Genomic DNA, 23,779 nt, shown 5'->3' on the forward strand with positions numbered 1-23,779 from the left:
GGGGCATGGTCGACGAGCAGCAGCCGCCCGAGGAAGACGACACGTTGAGGGAGCCACCCGGGCCGCGGCGCTCGACCTACACGCCCCCGCCCGCGGATGCTCAGCACGACGCGAGCGCGACAGATGATGATGCCCTTGCGGGAGCGCTCGCCCAAGAGTTCCGACGGTGGACGCCGCCGCCGCGGCGTGCCGAGAGCGAGCCGGAGAGGCCTGCAGAGCCTGCGGTGGCCGAACCCGGCGTGACGGAGTCCGCCGCGACCGCGCAGTCGGCTCCTCCTGCCGAGTCCGCTCCGCAGGCGGCCTCAGCATCGCCCGCCGGTTCCGCTGCGCCTCCATCCTCGTACCGCGCTTCGTCCGAGCCCGCGCCCGCAGCGCCGCCCGCGCCCGGGCCCTCGACATGGTGGTCCGCTGCGCCCCAGGCTCCGAGTGCGGATCAGCCGCGTGACGGCGCCGCGGCGACGGTGCCGCAGAGCGAGCCGAACTACTCGCCCTCGCGCGCCGTGCCGGCGGAGCCGCTGCCCCCCGCGGAGCGCGCGCCGAGCGGTACATCCCAGCCCCCCGTCGCACCGCAGCCTTTCCCGGTGGCGCAGTCCGCCTCGCCCGAGCCCGATGAGGTGCCGACTGCGGGCCGTCCCGACGAGGACGAGTCGCCGGGCATTCCGGCTCCGCCTCGCCGCGAATCCATGACGGACGAGCAGCTGCTGGCTGCGGCGAACCTCGATTCTCCCGATCACGACACGAGCGCACTGCTCGATCTGCTCGAGCAGCAGCTTCGGCTTCGCGAGGCCGAGGTTGAGCGCCTAGGGGAGTGGGAGCGCCAGGTGCGAGAGACGGCGGGCCCGGAGGCCGAGCCGCTCGTCGCCGAAGTGCGGGCGCAGTTCACTGGCTCGATACCCGTCGTCGGTGGGGCCGTCGCGCAGGGTGCACCGCGCAGCCCTCTGGCGGATCAGGCGCCCCCATCGGAGGAATCCGCGGCACCCGCGCCACCCTCGACCGCGCCCGCCGATCCTGTGCCCGCCGATCGTGGGCCCGCCGACCAGCCTGTGGCCGGTCCGGCGGCGGCCGACTCTGCTCCTCCGCAGAGCGGACCGGAGCTGGACCTCGCACTCGCCGACGCGCCTCCGCCCTTCGGCGCGACGGCGGCCGATGTGCCGCCTCCCTCCTCGGCACCCGCGGATCAGGACGCGCCTCCGCCCCTCGTCGAGCCCGAGCCAGTCGCCGCGCAGTCCGTCGACCCCGAAGCTCTCACCGGACCGACCAGTCTCGAAGCGATCTTCGGTGCCGCTGTGGCCGCCGAGGCCGCAGAGAATACCGGCGGCGATCCCGTGCAGGAGCGCGGGGGCACGCAGGAGCGGGTCGACAACCCGACCGGTCCTCTCGCCGACGAGGAGTCTGCTGCGGGCTCCGCGACGACCGAGCGGGATGCGCCAGAGGCCCTCGGTTTCGAGGATCTGCTGCGGGAGCCCGAGCCCGAGCCCGAGCTCGACACGGCCGAGAGCCTCCGCCTTACCGAGGCGGCGGCCGCCGGCGCCGCCGTTGCCGCGACGGCCTCGACGGTGCCTCCCGCAGAGGCGGCGCTGAGGTCCGACCTCGTCGAGCCGAGCGCGCCTCCTGCGGGTCGCGTCGAGCCGACGGGTCTTGAGCCGACTCCGGCCGAGCAGCGCGCCGGCGCCTCGGTGCGCCTGTTCTGGCTGTGGTTCGCCGTGAACGCCTCCGTCGTGAGCATCGGCCTCGGTGCGGTGGTGTTCTCGCTCGGGATGAGCTTGCGGCAGGCGATTCTCGCGACGCTCGTCGGCGTGGCCGTGTCATTCTTGCCGCTGGGGCTCGGCACGCTCGCGAGCAAGTGGAGCGGCCAGCCGACCGTGATCATCTCGCGGGCGACGTTCGGCACGGTGGGCAATGCCGTGCCCGCGGTCGTCGCCGTCGTGAGCCGTGCGCTCTGGGCTTCAGCTCTGCTCTGGATGCTCGCCGCGGGCGTCGCGGAGGTCTTGGTGGGCGGGCAGGTCGTGACGGCACTCGGCCGGCTCGAGCTCTCTCTCATCGCCGCGGGTGTGGGTCTGATCGCCGCGGCGCTCATCGCGGGGTTCGGCTTCGGCATGATCGCGGTGGTGAGTGCCGTGGTGAGCGTGCTTGCCGGCATCCTCGTCGTCGGCATCATCGTTCTCACGGTCGACTACGTCGACCTCGATCTGGCGCTCTCCGTCGCCGACGGCCCGTGGACGCTGCTGACCACAGGCGCGATCCTGGTGTTCAGTGTCGTCGGGCTCGCCTGGGCACACGGCAGTGGCGACGTCGCTCGCTATCAGGCGACGGGCACGAGCGGCGCAGCCGCAGTCCTGTGGGCCACGTTCGGGGCCACGATCCCGTCGTTCCTGCTCATCGGCTGGGGCGCCGTGCTCGCGGCATCGAATCCGTTCATCGCCGAGGGACTCGTGGCGAATCCTGTCGACTTGCTCTCGCGGCTGCTGCCGCTCTGGTACCCGATACCTCTCATCGCGGCGATCGCGCTGAGTCTCGTCTGCGCCGCTGCTCTCGCGCTGTACTCCGGGGGATTCGCGGTGCAGGCCTTGGGTGCCCGCATGCCTCGACCGCTGGCCGTGCTCGTTCTCGTGGTGGTCTCCGGGGCGCTACTGGCGGCGCTGCTGCTCGTCCTCACCGACCTGGACACCCTGTTCCGCGATGTGCTGACGACGCTCGCGGTGCCCATCGCGGCATGGGTGGGAATCTTCGGGGCGGAGATCATCCTGCGCGCAGCGACCCGATCCGGTCGCCTGCATGCTCCGTCGCTGCTGCGCGGGGGCGGCATCTACCCGGCGATTCGCTGGGTGAACTTCGTCATGCTCGTCGTCGCGACCGCAATCGGCTGGGGCTTCACGACTGCGGCGGTCGCGGGTCTGCAGTGGCAGGGCTACCTCTGGAGCCTCATCGAGCTACCGGTGGACGACGCGCTGCTCACCAGTGACGTGGGTGTGGCGCTCGCGCTGGGGCTTGGTCTGCTCACACCTCTCGTGGCCGGTGTGCCCGGTCTCCGTCGACTGCAGCGCGCGGAGCGCGCCGCATCTGGCACGACCCTGCCGACGACGAGCCCCGGCGTCGACTCCGTGCCGGGCGAGGCGAGCACCGGGACGATCTCGACCGTCGTCGCCGGCGCGGAGCGCACCCCGTGACAACGCTGCTCGACGTGCTCGACGTGATCGAGGGGCTCTGGCCCGCGCACGGCGCCGAGGAGTGGGACGCACCCGGGCTCCTGAGCGGTGACCCCGCTGCGGGCGTCTCGCGCATCCTGCTCGCCGTGGACGCCGTCGGAGTGACGGTGGACGAGGCCGTCGAGGGCGACCACGACCTCCTGCTCGTGCACCACCCTCTGCTCATGCGCGGCGTGACGACGGTCGCGGAGTCGACCGCGAAGGGCGCCATGCTCGCCCGGCTCATCCGGGCAGGATGCGCCCTCGTCGCCGCCCACACCAACGCCGACGTCGTCGCGACCGGCACGAGCGGCCGCATCGCCGCTCTCCTCGGGCTGAGCGAGGTCGAGGCCATCGCCGAGCGCCCGGACGGCACCGGGCTCGGCCGAACGGGTTCGCTGCCGGCGGCGACGACCCTCGGTGAACTCGCCCGCACTCTCGCGACGCTGCTGCCGGCGACGGCCGGGGGCGTGCGCGTCGGTGGCGACTACGACCGTCGCGTGGAGCGCGTGGCGCTGTGCGGGGGAGCGGGCGACTCTCTGCTCGCCGAGGACGCGGTGCGCGCGAGCGACGTGTACATCACCTCCGATCTGCGGCACCATCCCGCGAGCGAGGCGCTTGAGACGGCCAGGGTCGCCGGCGGGCCCGCGCTCATCGACGTGTCGCACTGGGCCAGCGAGTGGCTGTGGCTCGACACAGCCGCGGCAGAGCTGCGCGCGGCACTTCCGGGCGTCGACGTGGTCGTGAGCGAGCTGCGCACGGACCCGTGGGACTTCGTTGTGGTTCAGTAGTCACATGGCCCTCACCGCACCTCGCGAGACCCAGGCACTCTTGCTCGACTTGCAGGCTTTCGACACTCATCTGCAGCAGCTCGCGTATCGCGAGAAGACCCTCCCCGAGCGCGACACGCTGGAGGCCGTGACGGGTGAGGCGGAGGCGGTGCGCACGACGCTCGTCGATGCCCGCGGAGAGCTCGACGACTCGCGCACCGAACTGGGCCGAGTCGAGTCCGACGTCGATCTTGTCGAGAAGCGCATCGCGCGCGACACCGACCGCCTGCAGTCGAGCTCCTCGGTGAAGGACATCCAGGGGCTCGAGCACGAGGTCGCCTCGCTGCGCACCCGCCTGAGCGACCTGGAGGAGATCCAGCTCGCCGTCATGGAGCGGGTGGAGGTGCTCGAGCTCACGGTGCAGGCGGCCGAGGCTCAGCACCGCGACCACGCCGAGCGTCTCGCCGCGGCTCAGGCCCTCCATGATGCCGCGCTGTCTGCGCTCCACGCAGAGCGGGCCGAGGTGCTTTCGCAACGGGAGACGCTCTCGGCGAGCATCCCGGCGGATCTTCTCGCGCTGTACGAGAAGCAGCGCGAGCGCTACGGCGTGGGAGCCTCGCACCTGCGTGCTCGAGTCTCCAGTGCGAGCGGTGTCGAACTGACGGGCAGCGACCTGGAGGCCGTGCGGACGGCCGCGCCCGACGCCGTGCTGCTGTGCCCTGACTCGAACGCGATCCTCGTGCGCACGGGCGAATCGGGTCTCTGACGCGCACGATCGACCGAAGGGCCGTACCGAGGCTCAGCGCGGTAGCCTGTCTTACGCAAGTGGGCCGGCCAGACGGTCGCGTCGGAGGGATGCCCCGCAAGGGGAACGCCTCCGCCGAGGAACGTCCGGGCTCCGCAGAGCAGGGCGGTGGGTAACACCCACCCGCAGAGATGCGCGAGAACAGTGCAACAGAGAGCAGACCGCCTCCGGCCTCGGCCGGCGGTAAGGGTGAAACGGTGGTGTAAGAGACCACCAGGGGCCCGAGTGATCGGGCTCGCTGGGCAAACCTCGCCCGGAGCAAGGTCAGACAGACACCGATGACGCGGCTCGCCGAGGTGTCGGGTAGACCGCTGGAGGGCTGCGGCAACGTAGTCCTGAGAGAGATGGCCGTCGAAGGGAAGCGATTCCTGGAACAGAACCCGGCGTATCGGCCGACCCACTTGCCCCGCCTCGGCCGGGGTCAGACGATCGTCGTGCCGAGGAGCGCACCGATCGCGAAGGTCACGATCAACGCGATCGCGCCACCGACCACGACACGAACGGTGGGGCGCAGCCAGGCGCTGCCGCCGAGTCGCGCGCCGAGGGCTCCCGTGAGGGCGAGCGCGAGAAGCGTCGCCGCGAACGTGATCGGAATGCGCACGTCGATCGGCGGCACCGTGATCGCGAACATGGGCAGCACCGCGCCGAGCAGGAAGGCGAGGCCGGAAGCGCGCGCTGCCTGCCAGGGCTTGAGCACCTCGCGCTCGTCGATGTGCAGCTCTGCCTCCAGGTGCGCAGCGAGCGCGTCGTGCTCGGTCAGCTCCTCGGCCACGCGTTGCGAGGTCTCGTCGCTCAGGCCCTTGCCGCGGTAGATCGCGGCAAGCTCGGCGAGCTCGTCCTCGGGAGACTCAGTGAGCTCGCGCCGTTCTTTCGCGATGAGCGCGGTCTGGCTGTCGCGCGCGCTGGACACGGAGACGAACTCGCCGAGAGCCATCGAGATCGCACCGCCGACCACCGCTGCGATCCCCGCGGCCAGTACCGGGCCGGTCTCCGTCGTCGCACCGGCGACTCCGACGACGACGGCCGCCACGGAGACGATGCCGTCGTTGGCTCCCAGCACGCCAGCACGCAACCGATTGATGCGGTCGCTGTAGCCGTCCTGCTGGTGCGGCTCGTTCTCGTGCTGCGCTGGTGCGTCGGTGGTCATGACGTCAGTCAATCACGGTGGCCCTGCACACTCTCCATGCTCGCAGCGACATGTACAACACGCCCATAACGGCATGAAACCCCAAGGTTCGGCGCCTACGCTGGGGAACATCTACCGGGCAACTGCCCGTCCTCCTGCCGGCTGGGAAGTCGCGTTTCGACTCCGAAGGCCGTCATGTCCTCTACCTCGTCGTCCACACCCGGTGCTGTGCGCCGCACGACCGCTCGTGATCCGAACGCGGTGGGTCCCACCAGCACCTACAGCGGCCTCATGCGCACAGTACGCGACAGCGGTCTTCTGCGACGTCGCACCGGGTTCTACTATGCCGTCTTCGCCGGCCTCGCGCTCGCCCTCGGCGGTCTCGTCGCGGGCTTCGTACTGCTGGGTGACAGCTGGTACCAGTTGCTCATCGCCGCCGGCCTCGGCATCGTCCTCACCCAGATCGCGTTCGTGACCCACGAGGCGTCGCACCGTCAGATCTTCACGTCGGGGCTCGCCAACGACCGCCTCGGCCGCATCCTCGCGGCCGGCGTCGTGGGCATCAGCTACCACTGGTGGATGCACAAGCACTCTCGCCACCACGCGAAGCCCAACCAGAAGGGTCTCGACCCCGACATCGCGCCCGACACGATCACCTTCCTCCCCGAGGATGCCGCGAAGTCGACAGGGGCGATGGCGCTCATCACCCGCAAGCAGGGCTACCTGTTCTTCCCTCTGCTCACCCTCGAGGGCCTGAACCTCCATCTGCGGTCGATCATCACGCTCTTCGACCGAGGCCGGGTGGAGGGACGCTTCCTCGAGCTCGGGCTCATCGCCGCTCGGCTGAGCCTGTACGTCGCGGTGGTCTTCTGGGCGCTGCCCCTCGGCATGGCCTTCGCCTTCCTCGGCGTTCAGCTCGCCGTCTTCGGCGTGTACATGGGCGCCTCCTTCGCGCCCAACCACAAAGGCATGCCGATTCTGCCCGCGGATAGCGACCTCGACTTCCTCACTCGCCAGGTCGTGACCTCGCGCAATCTGCGCGGCGGATGGTGGTCGACGGCGATGTTCGGCGGTCTCAACTACCAGATCGAGCACCACCTTTTCCCCAACATGCCTCGCCCCGCACTGCGGCGTGCCGCCGAGATCGTGCGAGAGCACTCCCGCACACTCGGCATCCCCTACACCGAGACGGGCATCCTCGAGTCCTATCGCATCGTCATCCGGTACCTCAACGAGGTGGGCCTCGCGGCGCGCGACCCGTTCGACTGCCCGATGGTGAACCGCTTCCGCCGCGCGTGACCCGCACGGGCGCCCACGAGCGCGTGCTCGTCGGCTAGGCGTCGGCGGCCGCGAGTGCCGCCGCGCCGATGATGCCCGCGTTGTTGCGCAGCTCCGCCGGCACGATCGGGGCGCGCAGGTCGAGCAGGGGGAGAAACTCCTCATGGCTCTTCGAGATGCCCCCGCCGACGACGAAAAGGCTCGGCGAGAACAGGAACTCGACGTGGCTGTAGAAGCGCTGGAGTCGCTGCGCCCACTCCTCGAAGCTCAGCTCCTCGCGCTCGCGGGCGGAGTTCGCCGCGCGGCCCTCGGCGTCTTCCCCGTCGATCTCGAGGTGGCCGAGCTCGCTGTTCGGGATGAGCACGCCGCGGTGAAGGAGCGCGCTGCCGATCCCCGTGCCGAGAGTCGTCATGATCACGAGCCCGCGCACTTCGCGCGCGGCGCCGAACCGTGCCTCGGCGAAGCCGGCCGCATCCGCGTCGTTGACGAAGTGGATGTCACGGCCCAGCGCCTCGCCGAAGGCGGAGTCGGCATGGAGACCGATCCACGCGTCGCTCACATTGGCGGCCGACAGTGTGCGGCCCTCCAGCACGATGGCCGGAAAGCAGACCCCGAGCGGGACGGAGAGGCCTGCGTCGAGCTCGTCGTCGAGCTCCAGCACGATCTCGCGCACGGTCTCGATGATGCCGTCCGGCTCGCCGTCTTCCGGGGTCGAGCGCTTGACCCGCTCGCTTGCGAGCTCGCCGGAGTCGAGGTCGACGATCGCGCCCTTGATGCCGGTGCCGCCGATGTCGATGCCGATCGCGTGGCTCATGATGGGGTTCCTTCGCTCGGGGATGCGGGACTCACGGCAGTGTGAGGATCTCCGCGCCGCGCTCGGTGACGACGAGCGTGTGCTCGAACTGCGCCGTCAGCTGCTTGTCCTTCGTCGTGACCGTCCAGTCGTCGGGCCACAGATCCCACTCGATCGTGCCGAGCGTGAGCATGGGTTCGATCGTGAAGACCATGCCGGGCTCCATGACGGTCGAGTACTGCGGGGCGGCGTCGTAGTGCGGCACGATGAGGCCGCTGTGGAAGGAGCGGCCGACGCCGTGCCCGGTGAAGTCGCGCACGACGCCGTAGCCGAAGCGCTTCGCGTACGCCTCGATCGCGCGGCCGATGACGTTAATCTGGCGCCCGGGGGCGACCGCCTTGATGCCGCGCCGCAGAGCCTCCTCGGTGCGCTCGACGAGGAGCCGGGCATCCTCGCTCGCATCGCCGACCAGGAAGGAGCGGTTCAGGTCGCCGTGCACGCCGTCCTTGAACGCGGTGATGTCGATGTTGACCAGGTCGCCCTCGGCGATCTCGGTGTCGTCGGGGATGCCGTGGCAGATGACCTCGTTGAGGCTCGTGCAACAGGACTTCGGGTAGCCGCGGTAGCCGAGGGTGGAGGGGTACGCACCGTGGTCGACGACGTACTCGTGGGCGATGCGGTCGAGCTCGTCTGTCGTCACGCCGGGGGCGATCGCGGCCCCCGCCGCCTCGATCGCGCCGGCCGCGATGCGGCCCGCGGCGCGGATGCGCTCGATCGTCTCCGCGTCGTAGACGTCGCCGCCCTCGTGCGGGCTCGGCTCGGCTTTGCCCACGTACTCGGGGCGCGGGATGCTCGCGGGCACGCCGCGCTGCGCTGAGAGTCGCCCGGCGACGAGGTGACCGGAACTGTCGCGGGGCATAGGGTCGAGTCTACCGAGCGAGAGGAGTGCCCCATGGCACACGACGAGCAGCCGCAGTGGTGGTACAACCACAGGACAGGCGAGGTCGAGCAGGGCATGCAGTCGCTCGGCTCCGACCGCGACGGCCCCTACGTGACCGAGGCCGAGGCGCGCCGCGCCCCCGAGATCGCCGCCGAGCGCGCGCGTGCCTGGGCCGCTGAGGAGGCGGAGGAGCGCTAGTTGGCGCGCTCCTGTAGCGCCTGCTCAGCGGTGGCGTCGCTGTAGCTGTGCTCTTCGCCGGGGTAGGCGCCCGACTCGACGTCGGCCTTGTACGCGAGAGCGGCATCCGTGAGCACCTGCCGCAGGTTCGCATACTGCTTCACAAACTTCGGAATGCGGCCGCCGCCGAGCCCCGCCCAGTCGGTCCATACGACGAGCTGGCCGTCGCAGTGCGGGCCGCCGCCGACACTGATGGTCGGGATGCTCAGCTCGGCCGTCACGCGCTGCGCAGCCTCGGCGGGCACCATCTCGAGCACGACCGCGAAGGCGCCGGCCTCCTCGACCGCACGCGCGTCGGCGAGCAGCTGCTCGGCCGCCGCGCCGCGCCCCTGGATGACGTGGCCCCCGAGACCGTGCTCGCTCTGCGGGGTGAAGCCGATGTGCGCCATGACGGGTATGCCCGCCTCGACGATGCGGCGGATCTGCTCAGCAGACCGCACCCCGCCTTCGAGCTTCACGGCGTGCGCCCCCGTCTCCTTCATGAAGCGAAACGCGGTGTGCAGGGCCTCATCGGGGCCGGTCTCGTACGAGCCGAACGGCATATCCGCGACGACGAGCGCGCGCTTGACGCCGTGCACGACGCCGCGCGTGAGAGGGATGAGGTCATCGATTGTGACGGGCAGGGTCGTGTCGTAGCCGAGCACGGTGTTGCCCGCCGAGTCGCCGACGAGCAGGAAGTCGATTCCGGCCTCGTCGAAGATCTGCGCCGTGAGCACGTCGTACGACGTGAGGCCGGTGATCTTGATGCCCAGCTCTTTCGCGCGGGCGAAGTGGCGGGTGCGGACTCTCTTCGGTGATGCCTCAGCCATGCCGACAGCCTAGACCCGCCCTGCGAGGCAGCTACTCGGTCGGCCGGTACGTAATGGGCAGGCGGCGGTCGCGCCCGAACGCCATACCCGAGATCTTCGGCCCGATCGCGCCTTGGCGGCGCTTCCACTCGGCACGGTCGACGAGGCCCGTCACGAAGTCGACGGTCTCCCGGTCGAATCCGAGTGCGATGACGTCGTCGTGGCCGAGGGACTGCGTGACGTAGGCCTCGAGGATCGCATCGAGCACCTCGTAGGGCGGCAGGGTGTCCTGGTCGGTCTGGTCGGGGCGCAGCTCGGCGCTCGGCGGCTTGTCGATCGAGCCCTGCGGAATCGGGGGCGTCTCACCGCGCGCGGCGGCCAGATCGTTGCGCCACCGCGCGAGCTCCCACACGAGCAGCTTCGGTACGTCCTTGATGGGCGCGAACCCGCCGACCGAGTCGCCGTAGATCGTCGAGTACCCGACCGCGAGCTCGGTCTTGTTGCCGGTCGTGAGCACGAGGTGCCCGTGCATGTTGGAGAGCCCCATGAGGATGACGCCGCGGAGGCGCGCCTGCAGGTTCTCGGCAGCGACGCCGTCGAGCTTCAGCTGGGTCTCGACCGGCGTGACGAGGTCGGCGATGGGCTCGACCGAGTAGGGCAGGCCGAGCCGCTCGGCGAGGTCGCGGGCGTCGGAGCGGGAGTGGTCCGAGCTCCACTGCGACGGCATGGAGACGCCGTGCACGTTCTCGGCTCCGATGGCGTCCGCCGCGATCGCGGCGCACACGCTCGAGTCGATGCCGCCGGAGAGCCCGAGCACGACGCTGCGGAAGCCGTTCTTGCGCACGTAGTCGCGCGTGCCGGTGACGAGAGCGTCCCAGACCTGCTCGCGGGTGTCCGCGAGCTCGGCGATGTCGGCCTCGAGCGGCGGCTGGTCGGGGGTGTCTGCGGCGGCGAGCTCGACGCGCCGCACCGCGGGGGGAAGCTCCGTCTGGGCGGCCTCGGCCGCATCCACATCGACGACCAGCAGATGCTCGGCGAACTGCGGGGCGCGCGCGAGGATCCGGCCGCTGCCGTCCACCACGACGCTGTCCCCGTCGAAGACGAGGTCGTCCTGGCCGCCGACGATGTTCACGTACGCGACGACCGTGTCGGTCTCGGTCGCCCGCCGCGTCACGAGCGGCAACCTCACTTCGTCCTTGTCGCGCTCGAACGGGCTCGCGTTGAGAACGACGAGAACGCCGGCGTCGGCTTCGAGCACGCGACCGACCGGGCCGCCGTCGCGCCAGAGGTCCTCGCAAACGATGACCGCGACGTCGACGCCGCGAACCCGCACGACGAGCAGCTCGTCGCCGGGGATGAACACGCGGTACTCGTCGAACACGGAGTAGTTGGGCAGGTGGTGCTTCGCGTACCGGGCGAGCACGGCGCCGCCCTGCAGCACACTCGCGCAGTTCTGCGCGATCGCGGTCGGCGCGTTGGAGGTGCCGAGCAGGCGTGGAGCGAAGGGACCGGCGGGGTGGCCGACGACGACGGCGAGATGCCCCAGGCCCTCCTCCTGCAGGCGCGCGGCGAGAGCGGGAACGGCCCGGCTGGCGGCAGCCAGGAAGGAGGGTCGCGAGGCGAGGTCTTCGATGGGGTAGCCGGTGAGCGCCATCTCGCCGGTCACGAGGATGTCCGCACCCTGTCGCGCGGCCGCTCGCGCGGCCTCCACGATCTGCTCGCTGTTGCCGAGAAGGTCCCCGACGACGGGGTTCGACTGGGCCAGGGCCAAGCGGAGTCGGGGCATACCCAGTAGCCTAATGGCGGGCCGGAACGGTCTTTCTGAGCGTCACGAGAGGGCAGTATGGACAAGCAGCGCGACTTCGTTCTTCGCACGATCGAGGAGCGCGGCGTCAAGTTCGTGAGGCTCTGGTTCACCGATGTCGTGGGTGCTCTCAAGAGCGTCGCGATCGCTCCCGCCGAGGTCGAAGGCGCCTTCGCGGAGGGGCTCGGCATCGACGGATCGTCCATCGAGGGCTTCACACGCGCCTTCGAGGCCGACGTGCTCGCGCACCCCGACCCGACGACGTTCCAGATCCTTCCCTGGCGCGGCGAGGTCGACCCGACGGCGCGCATGTTCTGCGACATCACGACTCCCGACGGTCAGCCGGCGGCCGCGGACCCGCGCAACGTGCTCAAGCGCACCCTCGCGAAGGCCGCCGACCGCGGCTTCACGTTCTACACGCATCCCGAGATCGAGTTCTACCTGCTCCAGAGCGCCACCTACGGGCCCGAGGGCCCCCAGCCGGTCGATCAGGCGGGCTACTTCGACAACGTTCCTGGCGGCTCCGCGCACGACTTCCGCCGCAGCGCTGTGCGCATGCTGGAAGAGCTCGGCATCTCGGTCGAGTTCAGCCACCACGAGGCGGGGCCGGGGCAGAACGAGATCGATCTGCGCTACGCCGACGCCCTGACGACGGCCGACAACATCATGACGTTCCGCACCGTCGTCAAGGAGGTCGCGATCGAGCAGGGCGTGTACGCCACGTTCATGCCCAAGCCCCTTGCGAATCAGCCCGGCTCGGGCATGCACACCCACATGTCGCTCTTCGAGGGCGACACGAACGCGTTCTTCGATGCCTCGGGGGAGTACCAGCTCTCCAAGATCGGTCGGCAGTTCGTCGCGGGCATCCTGCATCACGCGCCGGAGATCACGGCCGTGACCAACCAGTACGTCAACTCCTACAAGCGCATCTGGGGCGGCGACGAGGCACCGAGCTACGTGACCTGGGGGCACAACAACCGCTCGGCGCTCATGCGCGTTCCGCTGTACAAGCCCGGCAAGGGGCAGAGCGCGCGCGTCGAGTACCGCGGCGTCGACTCCGCGGCGAACCCGTACCTCGCCTACTCGCTGCTGCTGGCTGCTGGCCTCAAGGGCATCGAGGAGGGCTACGAGCTCCCTGCCGAGGCGGAGGACACCGTGTGGGAGCTGAGCGAGTCGGAGCGTCGTGCGCTCGGCTACAAGGCTCTGCCGTCGAGCCTCGATCGGGCGCTCGGGCTCATGGAGGAGAGCGAGCTCGTGGCGGAGACGCTCGGCGAGCAGGTCTTCAACTACGTGCTGCTGAACAAGCGTCGCGAGTGGCGCGACTACCGCTTGCAGGTGACGCCCTACGAGCTCGAGAGCAACCTGCCGATTCTGTGACCCTGGGCAGCTGACGGCATGACGCGACCGCAGTCCACTCTCACCGAGCTCGCCCGGGTCGGCTTCACCGACCTGGGCGAGGTGCGCACCCTCTTGGAGACCCTCGGCATCGCCACCGAGGATGCCGGGGTGTTCGGGCTCGCCGCCGACCCGGATCGAGCGCTGCGGGCCCTCGTGCGGCTGCAGGAGCAGCATCCGCACGACGTCGCCGAGCTCGCCTCGCACCCTGCCTGGAGCGCGCGCGCGGTGCGCGTCGTCGGGGCAAGCGAGGGTTTCGCCGGCTTTCTGCGTCGGCATCCTGAGCAGCTCGCCGTTCTGCGTGAGCCGCCTCCCGGTCCGCTCGGATCCGATGCCTACCGCGCCGACCTCATCGCCGCGGTGGAGGCCACCGACGACATCGAGCAGGGCCGCGTCGCCCTCCGGGTGGCCTACCGGCGTCATCTCATGCTGCTCGCCGCGTGGGATCTGGAGCAGGACGACCCGCTGCAGGTCCAGCCCCTCGTCTCTGCGGGACTCGCCGATCTCGCGGGTGCGGCACTGGACGCCGCGCTCGTGCTCGCGCGACGCGCCTCCACCTTCCCCGCGGACGACGTTGCCGCGACGAGGCTCGCGATCATCGGCATGGGCAAGGCGGGGGCACGCGAGCTCAACTACATCAGCGACGTCGACGTCATCTACGTAGCCGAGGCGGCTGAGGGCGTGGAGACGCCGCGGGCCGTGGAGATCGCCACGAGGCTCGCCGCCGAGACGGCGCGGGGCATTCAGGACCCGGCGCTCGAGCCCCCGCTGTGGGAAGTCGACGCGAATCTGCGGCCCGAGGGCAAGGACGGCGCGCTCGTCCGCACACTCGAGTCGCACCGTGCGTACTACGAGCGGTGGGCGAAGAGCTGGGAGTTCCAGGCGTTGCTCAAGTCTCGCCCGCTCGCGGGCGACAGCGAGCTCGGGCAGCGCTACTGCGACACGGTCCACCCGATGGTCTGGACGATCTCGCAGCGGGACGGCTTCGTGGAGTCGGTGCAGAGAATGCGCGAGCGTGTGACAGAGCACATCCCCGATGACGAGCTGGATGTGCAGCTCAAGCTCGGCCCAGGAGGCCTGCGCGACATCGAGTTCACCATCCAGCTGCTGCAGCTCGTGCACGGGCTGCACGACGATCGCGTACGCCAGCCCGACACGCTGGGAGCTCTCGCCGCCCTCGCCGAGCACGGCTACATCGGACGGGTCGAGGCCGCTGAGTTCTCGACCGACTACCGCACTCTGCGGGTCATGGAGCATCGGGTGCAGCTCGACCAGCTGCGCCGTACGCACCTCATGCCGCGCGAGGAGAACCGACTGCGTGTGGTGGCTCGGGCCTCGGGTCTCGCCACCTCAGCGGACGAGATCGTGGCGCTGTGGCATAGCACGCGATCGGCGGTGCGCTCGCTGCACGAGAAGCTCTTCTACCGGCCGCTGCTGACCGCGGTCGCATCCCTGCCCGAAGGCGGCCTGGCGCTCACGAGCGATCAGGCCGAGGCGCGGCTGGCGGCGATCGGCTTCACCGACCCGGCAGGCGCGCTGCGGCACATCGCGGCGCTCACGAGCGGGGTGTCGCGCCGCGCCGCGATCCAGCGCACGCTTCTGCCGGTCATCCTGCAGTGGCTCGCCGATGGCGCCGACCCCGACTACGGCCTCCTCGCCTTCCGCAAGCTCAGTGAGGCTTTGGGTGAGTCGTACTGGTTCTTGCGCATGCTGCGAGACTCGAGCGGCGCGGCCGAGCGACTGACCAAGGTGCTGGCAGCGTCTCGATACGTCGGGGGGCTCTTCGAGCGCATCCCCGAGGGTGCGGCCTGGCTGGAAAACGATGACGAGCTGCGTCCGCGATCGCTGGATGCCCTGCTCGAGGAGACGTACGCGACGGTCGCCCGGCACGAGGGCGACGATGACGCGGCGGCGAAGGCGTTGCGCACGGCTCGTCAGCGGGAGATTCTTCGTCTGGCGCTCTCCGGCATCCTCGACGTGTCGACGATCCAGGAAGTCGGACGCGGCCTGACCGCGGTCACCACCGCGCTGCTGACCGGCGTGCTGTCGCTCGTGCATCCCGACGACGACGGCATCGAGTTCGCCATCATCGGGATGGGACGCTATGGCGGGGGCGAGCTCGGGTTCGGCAGCGACACCGACGTCCTCTACGTCTACCGCGACTCGGGCGCGGGCGATCGCGCGCAGCCGATCGCGGAGCGCATCGTGCGCGAGCTGGGGCGTCTGACGGAGGATCTGCGTCTCCCGCTGGACCTCGATGCCGACCTGCGCCCCGAGGGCAAGAACGGTCCGATCGTTCGCTCGCTCGAGGCCTATCGCGCGTACTACGCCCGGTGGTCGCTCACGTGGGAGGCGCAGGCGCTCCTGCGGGCCCATGCCGTGGCCGGCGACGAGGCGCTCGGTCAGGATTTCCTCGCCCTCGCAGACACGGTGCGCTACCCGGCGGCGCTCCCCATCGCCGATGCGCGCGAGGTCCGGCGCATCAAGGCGCGCGTCGAGTCGGAGCGACTGCCGCAGGCGGCTGATCCGGCACGTCATGTCAAGCTTGGCCGCGGCTCGCTGAGCGACGTGGAGTGGTTCGTGCAGCTGCTGCAGCTGCAGCACGCCGCGGCGCGCCCCGGCCTCAAGACCACCTCGACGCTCGAGGCGCTCGAGGCGGTCGTTGCCGAGGGCCTGGTGACGGAGGGCGACGCGGCGCGGCTGCGCGAGGCGTGGATCATCGCGTCGCGCGTGCGCTCCGCACTCACGCTGTGGCTCAACAAGACCGTCGACGTGCTCCCTGACGAACGCCTCCAGCTCGAGGGGGTGGCACGCCTGATGGGGTATCCGCCCGGATGCGCGTCGCGGCTCGAGGAGGACTACCTGCGCACGACTCGCCTCGCCCGCCAGGTGTTCGAGCGCGGCTTCTACGATGCGTAGCGACCCTTGACGCCGGCGGTTGCGCTGGGGTGCGGACCCATGCTCGAGACCGGGTAAACGCCGCGAGGGCCCCGCTCCGTGACGGAACGAGACCCTCGCAGTGCTGTGGCGCCGACTACACGCTGAAGTACATCTCGTACTCGAACGGGTGCGGGCGCTGCGCGAACGGGAGAAGCTCCTTCTCACGCTTGTACTCGATCCATGCCTCGATGACGTCCTTGGTGAAGACGCCGCCGGCGAGCAGGAACTCGTGGTCGGCCTCGAGGGCGTCGAGCGCGGCATCCAGCGAGGCGGGGGCCTGCGGAATGCTCTTCGCCTCCTCGGGCGGCAGCTCGTAGAGGTCCTTGTCGACGGGCTCGTGCGGCTCGATCTTGTTGATGATGCCGTCCAGGCCTGCCATCATTTGCGCGGCGAACGCGAGGTACGGGTTGCCCGAGGCGTCCGGCGCGCGGAACTCGATGCGCTTCGCCTTCGGGTTGGTGCCCGTGATGGGGATGCGGATGGCGGCGGAGCGGTTGCCGGCCGAGTAGACGAGGTTCACAGGAGCCTCGAATCCCGGGATCAAACGGTGGTAGGAGTTCACCGTCGGGTTGGTGAAGGCCATGACCGACTTGGCGTGCTTGAGCAGGCCGCCGATGTACCAGCGAGCGACGTCGCTGAGCCCGCCGTAGCCGGCCTCGTCGTAGAAGAGCGGCTCGCTGCCGTTCCACAGTGACTGGTGCGTGTGCATGCCCGAACCGTTGTCGCCCATGAGGGGCTTCGGCATGAAGGTCGCGACCTTGCCCCACTCGAGTGCCGTGTTCTTGACGATGTACTTGAACTTCAGGATGTCGTCGGCGGCGGAGACCATCGTGTCGAACTTGTAGTTGATCTCACCCTGACCGGCGGTGCCGACCTCGTGGTGGCTGCGCTCGACGTCGAGACCGACCTCGATGAGCTTCATCACGATGTCGTCGCGCAGGTCGGCGAACTGGTCGACCGGGGTCACGGGGAAGTAGCCGCCCTTGTAGGGAGTCTTGTTGGCGAGGTTTCCGCCCTCCTCCGTGCGGCCGGTATTCCACGCGGCCTCTCCGGAGTCGACCTCGTAGTACGACTTGTTCTGCTTCACCTCGTACTTGACGTCGTCGAAGATGTAGAACTCGGCCTCGGGGGCGAAGAAGGCCGTGTCGGCGATGCCGGTCGAGGCGAGGTACTTCTCGGCCTTCTTGGCCACCTGGCGCGGGTCGCGGCCGTAGATCTCGCCCGTACGCGGGTTGTAGATGTCGAAGATCATGATGAGCGTGCGCTCGGTGCGGAACGGGTCCACGTAGCAGGTCGACACGTCGGGGATGAGCTGCAGGTCGCTCTCGTGGATCGACTGGAATCCTCGGATGGACGAGCCGTCGAAGAGCTGGCCGACGGTGAAGAAGTCCTCGTCGACCGTCGCGGCGGGGATGTTGAAGTGCTGCTGGACACCGGGGAGGTCGGTGAATCGGATGTCGAGGAACTTGACGTCCGTGTCCTTGATGAACTTCAGCACCTCGGAAGAATCACTGAACATGTGACTGATCTCCTGAGCTTTGGTACGGGAAAGGGGCGCGATCGCGCCGTGAATCCAACCTAGGGCTCGGGGGTTTCCCTGCAGTGTCCCTGATGTTTCGGGGATGTTACGCCGAACCCGGTTCACCCGGCGACGAGCGATCCGCCCGGATGCTCAGCCCACTGCTTGCGCGAACGCTCCCGTGGTCTCGGCGAGCGCCCGCATTGACTCCGGAATGGGCCTGCCCTTCGCGACCATCGACTGCGCCCAGAGGCGGCCGGCGCGGTAGCTCGAGCGCACGAGCGGCCCCGCCAGGACTCCGAGGAAGCCGATCTCCTCCGCCTCGTTCTTGATCTCGACGAACTCCTCGGGCTTCACCCACCGGTCGATCGGATGGTGGCGTGCGGTCGGGCGCAGGTATTGGGTGATGGTGATGATGTCGGTGCCCGCAGCGTGCAGGTCGCGCAGGGCCTGCGACACTTCCTGTCTCGTCTCCCCCATGCCGAGGATCAGGTTCGACTTCGTGATGAGGCCGTAGTCGCGCGCCTGCGTGATGACGTCGAGCGACCGCTCGTAGCGGAAGGCCGGTCGAATGCGCTTGAAGATGCGCGGCACGGTCTCGACGTTGTGCGCGAAGACCTCGGGTCGCGAGTCGAACACGACCCGCAGAAGCTCGGGGTTTCCGCTGAAGTCGGTCGCGAGCAGCTCAACTCCCGTGCCAGGGTTCAGCTCGTGGATCTTCCGCACCGTCTCGGCGTGCAGCCAGGCTCCCTCGTCCGCCAGGTCGTCGCGCGCTACGCCGGTCACGGTGGCATAGCGAAGGTTCATCTCCACGACGGACTCGGCAACGCGGCGAGGCTCGTCGGTGTCGTAGTCGGCGGGCTTGCCGGTGTCGATCTGGCAGAAGTCGCAGCGGCGCGTGCACTGGCTGCCGCCGATGAGGAATGTGGCCTCGCGGTCCTCCCAGCACTCGTAGATGTTGGGGCAGCCGGCCTCCTGGCACACGGTGTGCAGCTGCTTCTCACCCACGAGTGCGCGCAGGGCGCTGAACTCGGGGCCCATCTTCGCGGTGGTCTTGATCCACTCGGGCTTCTTCTCGATCGGTGTTGCGGCGTTGCGCACCTCGAGCCTCAGCATCTTGCGACCCTCAGTGGGGGCGTGGGGCAGGGCAGTCATGCGGGAACCTCCTCGGTTCGGCCCACCGCGTCGAGCACGAGTGGGCGGAAGTGCTGCTGGATGATCGGGACAACATCGCGGGGCGTCACGGTGCGCCCGAGCTCGTGGGAGACGCTCGTCACGCCGGCGTCATCCAGCCCGCACGCGATGATGCGGCGGTAGGGCTCGAACGAGTTGGAGCAGTTGAGCGCGAAGCCGTGCGACGTCACGCCCTGGGCCACGCGAATGCCGATGGCCGCGATCTTGTCGCTGCCGCGCATCCAGACCCCGCTGCGGCCGGGCACCCGATCGGCACCCACGATGCCGAGATCACCGAGCACCGCGATGAGCATCTCCTCGAGCCGTCGCACGTACGAGACGACGTCGATCGGCTCCCGCAAGCGCACGATCGGGTATCCGACGAGCTGCCCGGGGCCGTGCCAGGTGATCTTGCCCCCGCGATCGACATCGATCACCGGAGTGCCGTCGGTGGGCCTCTCGTGGGGCTCGGTGCGCTTGCCGGCCGTGTAGACGCTCTCGTGCTCGAGCAGCATGACGCTGTCCGGCGCCCGGCCCTCGACGACGGCGGTGTGCAAAGCACGCTGCTGCTCAAGACCCGACAGATACGGCACGGAGTTGGCGCTTAGCCCCGTGACGACATAGTCGATCACGTGCCCAGTGTACGCGCCCTGCTTCGAGACCCCTGCGAGCGCCCTCGCAGGCGAGCGCTCCTAGACTGCTGACGTGACTCCTGACAGCGAGCTTCCCGACTGGCCGGGCCAGCGGCTGGGTCTGCCCGAGAGCGGTCCGCGCTCCGTCGCCCGCATCGGTCGGCGTCTCGGGGGCATCGCGATCGACTGGGGCATCGCGGTGCTCATCTCGGTCGCCTTCTTCGACTACGACCCCCTGGCCACCCTCGCGGTCTTCGTGGGTATGCAGATCCTGTTCACGGTCATGGTTAACGCGAGCGTGGGCCACCTTCTGCTCGGGATGCGCGTCGTTCCCATGGCGGGAGGACTCCTCGGCGTGTGGCGGCCGATCGTACGCGCCGCCCTCATCGCGCTCGTGCTTCCCGCGGTCTTCTGGAACGTCGACCAGCGCGGCCTGCACGATCGGGCCGCCGGCACGATCCTCCTGCGTCGCTGAACCCGCTCCCGGTCGGGCTCCCGCGGCCGTCGACTACCGCGGCTGGCGCGGCGCGCGCACCTTGGTCGGGTCGATCCCCTTCGGGATGGGCAGGCTTGACGACTTGCTGAGCGAGCTCAGGCGGTTGTTGACGGCGAGAACCTCGGCCTTCGTGAGGGTTTTCTTGTGCCCGTTGAGCGTCTTCGCGAGTCGCTCCAGCTTGGTCGACTCGGCATCGGGCCCGACGTGGACGAAGTGCACGGGCACGTTGGGAACGATGCGGTTGACGTTGCGGCGCTCGTCCTCGAGCATCCGCCGGGTGCGGGATTGCGGGCCTTCGCCGATGAGCACGACGCCCGGCTTGCCCACCGCGCGGTAGACAGCGTCCTGCGTGCGGGGGGAGACGGTCACGGGCATCTCGCTGGCCTGCCACGCGCGGCGCAGAGACGACTTCAGCACAGCTCCCACCGCGCCCGGTTGACCCTCGATCTGCCGATACGCCACTCGCTCGGCACGACGCCCGAGCACGATGAGGAAGACGAGAAGACCGCCCATGAGTCCGGCGACCACGTAGAGGATGATGCCGATGACGTTGTCACCGGAGAGCACGATGGCGAGCACGATGCCCGCGGCGATGGGCAAGACGAAGCCGGCGAGCATGAGCCAGAGCGATGCGGGGTCCATGCGGCGCGTCATCTGGAAGACCTGCCACATCTGCTTCATGCGGCCGGGCTCTTTGGGGGGAGTCGAGGAGGAAGTGCGTGCCATGGTCTCTAGGATAGGCCCCCGCGGGAGGGTTCCCACCGGTCGCTCCTCCTGATCGACATGAGGCTGGTCCGGCTCCCCATGTGTCATCGCCGGCGATGGCGCGGCGCGCGGATGCTCGACAGTGGGTCTCATGGTTCCGAGCGCATCCGCGACGCAGGTGGCGGGTTACCCGATCGTCCGACTGCTCGTCCGAGGCCCCCGCGCCACTCTCCTCCTGGCCCAGCACGATGGTGAGCCTCGAGTGTTGCGCGTCGCCTCGGAGAGTCTCGACACCACCGAGATCGATCGTGAAGTCGAGGCGCGTGCTCGAGCACCGCGTGATCACGCGGCGACGTTGCTGGACCTCGGGACGAGCGATGCCGGCGCGCCCGTTATCGTGCTCGAGTACCTCAGCGGCCCGCGACTCGACGAGTTCCTCAACGACCGACGAGCCGAGCTCTCCGCGGGCGAGGCGGTGACGCTCATCGTGCCCATCCTCGAGACGGTTGCCGCGGCGCACGACCGCGGCCTGACCTTCGGAGGTGTCTCGACGGAGGGAATCCGGCTGCGTGCCGATGGGTCACCCGTGATCACGCGCTTCGGCTCAGCACGGGCAGGCGCTGTCGTGCCCACTCATCTCCGGGGTCGCGATGCGCAGTACCGACTCGATCATGACAGTGCTCTGGCCCTCGCGACCATCATCGCCCGACACGTCACGCCTCCTGGTGGCGAGGAACTCGCGAACGTGATCGACCATGGTCGCTCGACCGGCGCCGAGCTCGCCACCATTGTGGGCGCCGTGTTCGATTGCGCCGAGCCTGCTCCGGTGCGCAACCCTCCTCGCCCCGCGCTGACGACGGGCGGCGGCGCCATCCAGTCCGTCCCCCGCGACCGCGGGCGGCCGGGCTGGGGGCCGCCCCACGCGCGTTCTCCCGCTTCGGTGTCGGCAGAAGCATCAGACGGGCGGCAGCCCCCTGGGGTGGGCCGTCTGGCGCCACTGCTGCGCCGTGTCGCCCTTCCGGAGTCGTTGGTGGAGTCGACGATGCGGCTCGAGGAGCGACTCGTGATGCTGCAGGCAGCGACGCGGGAGCGCCGTGAGCTCCGCGTGAGGCCCCGCACCATCGCTGTCGGTGCCGCTGGTGTGGCGTCCGTGGTGCTCGCCCTGCTCCTGCTCGGTGCGGGGGACGCGCCCGACGGCGCGGGTAGAGCGCCTGGGGGCGCGGGAGTGGACGACCGGCCGGGTTCGTCGGCTGCGCTCGGCGAGGAGAGCGCCGTTCCGCTCGTGCCACTGTCGCACTCTCGAGATCCTCTCGATGAGTCGGCGCTGCTCACCCGCCGTCCGGATCCTGAGCAGTGGGTCGAGGTTGCGGGCGCCCTGGTGGTGCGCTGGCTCGAGTGCCGCGCGCGACCGGCAGCGCCGTGTGAGCGCGAGTCGACGCAGGAGGGGTCGTCCGCCGAGGCGGCTCTGCGCGTTCCGAGTGACGAAACCGCGCGCGTGCTGCGAGCGTGGAGGGACGGCCCGCGCGATCTGGTGGTCGTCGAGCGGATGGGCGCTGCGGTTTTCGTCGACCTCGTGGGGCCGGAGACGACGGTGGCCTCGCTCCTGCTGATGTGGAGCGAGGCCACCGGCTGGCGTCTTCGCGACGTGCTCGTCGAGCCTCGGGGCTAGATGCCGAGGTCGCCGTGGAAGTCGGCTTCCTCGAGGCGCTCCTTGATGGCGGTCAGGAACCGCGCAGCGTCGGCGCCGTCGATGATGCGGTGATCGTAGGAGAGCGCAAGGTAGACAGTCGAGCGCACCGCGATCACGTCGGAGCCGTCCACGGTCATGACCACCGGCTTCTTGGTGACGACGCCCGTGCCGAGGATGGCCACCTGCGGCAGGAACACGACGGGGGTGTCGAAGAGCGCGCCGCGGGAACCGGTATTCGTGAGCGTGAAGGTGCCGCCCGCGAGCTCGTCGGGCTTGAGCTTGTTGTCGCGCGTGCGCTCGGCGAGATCAGCGATCTCGCGGGCGAGATCGGCAATCGAGAGGTCGCCCGCGTTGCGGATGACCGGCGTGAGGAGCCCGCGCTCGGTGTCGACCGCGATGGAGAGGTTCTCCGACTCGGGGTAGACGATCGTGTCGTCCTCGACCGTCGCATTGATGATCGGGAAGGCCTGGAGAGCCTCGGTCGTGGCCTTCGCGAAGAACGGCAGGAAGCTGAGCTTCAGGCCCGTCGACGTGAGGAAGGTGTCTTTCACGGCCGTGCGCAGTGCCGCGACCTTCGTGACATCGACCTCGACAACGGTGGTGAGCTGAGCCGTCGACTGCATCGAGACGACGGCGCGCTCGGCGATCACCTTGCGCAGACGCGACATGGATGCGCTTGTGCCGCGCAGCGGCGAGACCTCGAGGGGTGCTCGCGCCGGGGCGCTCGCGGGAACGGCTCCGCCACTCTCGGCGGCATCGAGCACATCCTGCTTGCGAATGCGGCCACCGACACCGGTGCCGGTCACGCTGGAAAGATCGACACCGCGCTCCTGGGCCAGCTTGCGCACGAGGGGCGTGATGTAGCCGGCAGCGCTGGAGTCCGGAGCGCTCGCCGATGCCGAGGCGGAAGCGGATGCGCTGGACGCCGCTGTTGCGGAGGCCGCTGGTGCGCTCGGCTCCGTGGGTGCGGACGGCTCCGCGGGTGCACTGGGCTCCGCCGTCGCGCTGGGAGCAGCCGGCGCAGACGGTTCGGCCGGCGCGGATGGCTCGGCGGCAGCAGACGGTTCGGCGGGTGCGCTGGACTGTGCGGGGGCACTGGGCTCCGCGGGCGCGCTGGGCTCGGCAGGTGCGCTGGGCTCGGCGGGTGCGCTGGGCTCGGCGGGCGCTGAGGCCGCGGCAGCCGATGCCGCAGGCGCGGACTCGGCGGGCGCTGACTCGGCAGGCGCGGACTCCGCGGGAGCGGAGCCGCCGCCCTCGCCGTCCCCGATGCGCACGAGAGCGGTGCCGACCTCGACGGTCTCGTCCTCAGCGACGAGGATCTCCTCGATCACACCGGCGATGGGGGAGGGGATCTCGGTGTCGACCTTGTCGGTCGACACCTCGAGTAGCGGCTCGTCCACCTCGACGCGGTCTCCCACGTTCTTCAACCATCGGGTGACCGTGCCCTCGGTGACGCTCTCGCCGAGCGCCGGGAGGTTGACGGATTCGCTCATCAGTAGTTGC

General features: G+C 69.7%; 19 protein-coding genes and 1 other RNA gene. 10 read left to right on the forward strand and 10 right to left on the reverse strand.

Annotated elements, in window-relative coordinates; genetic code table 11:
• Positions 1 to 5 precede the first annotated feature (5 nt).
• The 4 genes from RJQ01_RS08280 (at position 6) to rnpB (ending at position 5,164) form a co-directional block, all read left to right on the forward strand.
• Positions 6 to 3,167, forward strand: a complete 3,162-nt coding sequence (locus RJQ01_RS08280; protein WP_350476265.1) for a cytosine permease — start codon at positions 6 to 8, stop codon at positions 3,165 to 3,167.
• Complete coding sequence (locus tag RJQ01_RS08285; protein ID WP_350476266.1) at positions 3,164 to 3,976, forward strand: Nif3-like dinuclear metal center hexameric protein; 813 nt, start codon at positions 3,164 to 3,166, stop codon at positions 3,974 to 3,976. Before RJQ01_RS08280 ends, RJQ01_RS08285 begins: the two co-directional genes overlap by 4 nt.
• 4 nt (positions 3,977 to 3,980) lie before the next feature.
• Positions 3,981 to 4,721 carry a zinc ribbon domain-containing protein gene (locus tag RJQ01_RS08290; RefSeq protein WP_350476267.1) on the forward strand — a complete coding sequence of 247 codons (741 nt, stop codon included), beginning with the start codon at positions 3,981 to 3,983 and terminating at the stop codon, positions 4,719 to 4,721.
• Between the two features lie 60 nt (positions 4,722 to 4,781).
• Positions 4,782 to 5,164: RNase P RNA component class A (gene rnpB / locus RJQ01_RS08295), an RNA gene on the forward strand.
• Between the two features lie 17 nt (positions 5,165 to 5,181).
• Here rnpB and RJQ01_RS08300 read toward each other — a convergent pair.
• Positions 5,182 to 5,907, reverse strand: a complete 726-nt coding sequence (locus RJQ01_RS08300; protein ID WP_350476268.1) for a VIT1/CCC1 transporter family protein — start codon at positions 5,905 to 5,907, stop codon at positions 5,182 to 5,184.
• Positions 5,908 to 6,081: 174 nt separating this feature from the next.
• On the opposite strand from RJQ01_RS08300, the gene RJQ01_RS08305 reads away from it, so the two are divergent.
• Complete coding sequence (locus RJQ01_RS08305; protein WP_350476269.1) at positions 6,082 to 7,185, forward strand: fatty acid desaturase family protein; 1,104 nt, start codon at positions 6,082 to 6,084, stop codon at positions 7,183 to 7,185.
• Positions 7,186 to 7,219: 34 nt separating this feature from the next.
• Here the strand turns inward: RJQ01_RS08305 and ppgK are convergent, their stop codons facing one another.
• A complete protein-coding gene (gene ppgK / locus RJQ01_RS08310; protein WP_350476270.1) occupies positions 7,220 to 7,978 on the reverse strand; it encodes a polyphosphate--glucose phosphotransferase in 759 nt (252 codons plus the stop codon).
• Positions 7,979 to 8,009: 31 nt separating this feature from the next.
• Positions 8,010 to 8,876 (reverse strand): type I methionyl aminopeptidase, encoded by an 867-nt coding sequence (gene map / locus RJQ01_RS08315; RefSeq protein WP_350476271.1) that lies wholly within the window; start codon positions 8,874 to 8,876, stop codon positions 8,010 to 8,012.
• A 33-nt stretch (positions 8,877 to 8,909) separates the two neighbouring features.
• Between map and RJQ01_RS08320 the strand changes: the two genes are divergently transcribed.
• Complete coding sequence (locus RJQ01_RS08320; protein WP_350476272.1) at positions 8,910 to 9,095, forward strand: methionine aminopeptidase; 186 nt, start codon at positions 8,910 to 8,912, stop codon at positions 9,093 to 9,095.
• Here RJQ01_RS08320 and panB read toward each other — a convergent pair.
• Positions 9,092 to 9,943: a 3-methyl-2-oxobutanoate hydroxymethyltransferase gene (panB, locus tag RJQ01_RS08325; RefSeq protein WP_350476273.1), complete on the reverse strand. Its 852-nt coding sequence runs from the start codon at positions 9,941 to 9,943 to the stop codon at positions 9,092 to 9,094. The genes RJQ01_RS08320 and panB overlap by 4 nt on opposite strands.
• Before the next feature lie 31 nt (positions 9,944 to 9,974).
• Positions 9,975 to 11,708 (reverse strand): NAD+ synthase, encoded by a 1,734-nt coding sequence (locus RJQ01_RS08330; protein WP_350476274.1) that lies wholly within the window; start codon positions 11,706 to 11,708, stop codon positions 9,975 to 9,977.
• A gap of 57 nt (positions 11,709 to 11,765) precedes the next feature.
• Between RJQ01_RS08330 and RJQ01_RS08335 the strand changes: the two genes are divergently transcribed.
• Together RJQ01_RS08335 and RJQ01_RS08340 are read left to right on the forward strand one after the other, a co-directional pair.
• Positions 11,766 to 13,103 carry a glutamine synthetase family protein gene (locus tag RJQ01_RS08335; protein WP_350476275.1) on the forward strand — a complete coding sequence of 446 codons (1,338 nt, stop codon included), beginning with the start codon at positions 11,766 to 11,768 and terminating at the stop codon, positions 13,101 to 13,103.
• 18 nt (positions 13,104 to 13,121) lie between these two features.
• A complete protein-coding gene (locus tag RJQ01_RS08340; RefSeq protein ID WP_350476276.1) occupies positions 13,122 to 16,040 on the forward strand; it encodes a bifunctional [glutamine synthetase] adenylyltransferase/[glutamine synthetase]-adenylyl-L-tyrosine phosphorylase in 2,919 nt (972 codons plus the stop codon).
• Between the two features lie 115 nt (positions 16,041 to 16,155).
• Here RJQ01_RS08340 and glnA read toward each other — a convergent pair whose 3' ends face one another.
• The 3 genes from glnA to lipB all read right to left on the reverse strand — a co-directional run bounded on the left by glnA (position 16,156) and on the right by lipB (position 19,385).
• Complete coding sequence (gene glnA / locus RJQ01_RS08345; RefSeq protein ID WP_350476277.1) at positions 16,156 to 17,580, reverse strand: type I glutamate--ammonia ligase; 1,425 nt, start codon at positions 17,578 to 17,580, stop codon at positions 16,156 to 16,158.
• Positions 17,581 to 17,733: 153 nt separating this feature from the next.
• Complete coding sequence (lipA, locus tag RJQ01_RS08350) at positions 17,734 to 18,735, reverse strand: lipoyl synthase (protein ID WP_350476278.1); 1,002 nt, start codon at positions 18,733 to 18,735, stop codon at positions 17,734 to 17,736.
• On the reverse strand, positions 18,732 to 19,385 hold the full coding sequence (gene lipB, locus RJQ01_RS08355) for a lipoyl(octanoyl) transferase LipB (protein ID WP_350476279.1): 654 nt from the start codon (positions 19,383 to 19,385) through the stop codon (positions 18,732 to 18,734). Before lipB ends, lipA begins: the two co-directional genes overlap by 4 nt.
• Positions 19,386 to 19,458: 73 nt before the next feature.
• Here lipB and RJQ01_RS08360 point away from each other — a divergent pair, with 73 nt between their 5' ends.
• Positions 19,459 to 19,860 carry an RDD family protein gene (locus RJQ01_RS08360; RefSeq protein WP_350476280.1) on the forward strand — a complete coding sequence of 134 codons (402 nt, stop codon included), beginning with the start codon at positions 19,459 to 19,461 and terminating at the stop codon, positions 19,858 to 19,860.
• 33 nt (positions 19,861 to 19,893) lie between these two features.
• On the opposite strand, the gene RJQ01_RS08365 is transcribed toward RJQ01_RS08360, so the two are convergent.
• Positions 19,894 to 20,607: a DUF4191 domain-containing protein gene (locus RJQ01_RS08365; protein ID WP_350476281.1), complete on the reverse strand. Its 714-nt coding sequence runs from the start codon at positions 20,605 to 20,607 to the stop codon at positions 19,894 to 19,896.
• A gap of 130 nt (positions 20,608 to 20,737) precedes the next feature.
• Here RJQ01_RS08365 and RJQ01_RS08370 point away from each other — a divergent pair, with 130 nt between their 5' ends.
• Positions 20,738 to 22,255 carry a serine/threonine-protein kinase gene (locus tag RJQ01_RS08370; RefSeq protein ID WP_350476282.1) on the forward strand — a complete coding sequence of 506 codons (1,518 nt, stop codon included), beginning with the start codon at positions 20,738 to 20,740 and terminating at the stop codon, positions 22,253 to 22,255.
• On the opposite strand, the gene sucB is transcribed toward RJQ01_RS08370, so the two are convergent.
• A complete protein-coding gene (gene sucB / locus RJQ01_RS08375) occupies positions 22,252 to 23,769 on the reverse strand; it encodes a 2-oxoglutarate dehydrogenase, E2 component, dihydrolipoamide succinyltransferase (RefSeq protein ID WP_350476283.1) in 1,518 nt (505 codons plus the stop codon). The two genes, RJQ01_RS08370 and sucB, sit on opposite strands and share 4 nt — an antisense overlap.
• Positions 23,770 to 23,779 lie beyond the last annotated feature (10 nt).

Source organism: Microcella sp., from assembly GCF_040286215.1.
Classification (GTDB): domain Bacteria; phylum Actinomycetota; class Actinomycetes; order Actinomycetales; family Microbacteriaceae; genus Microcella.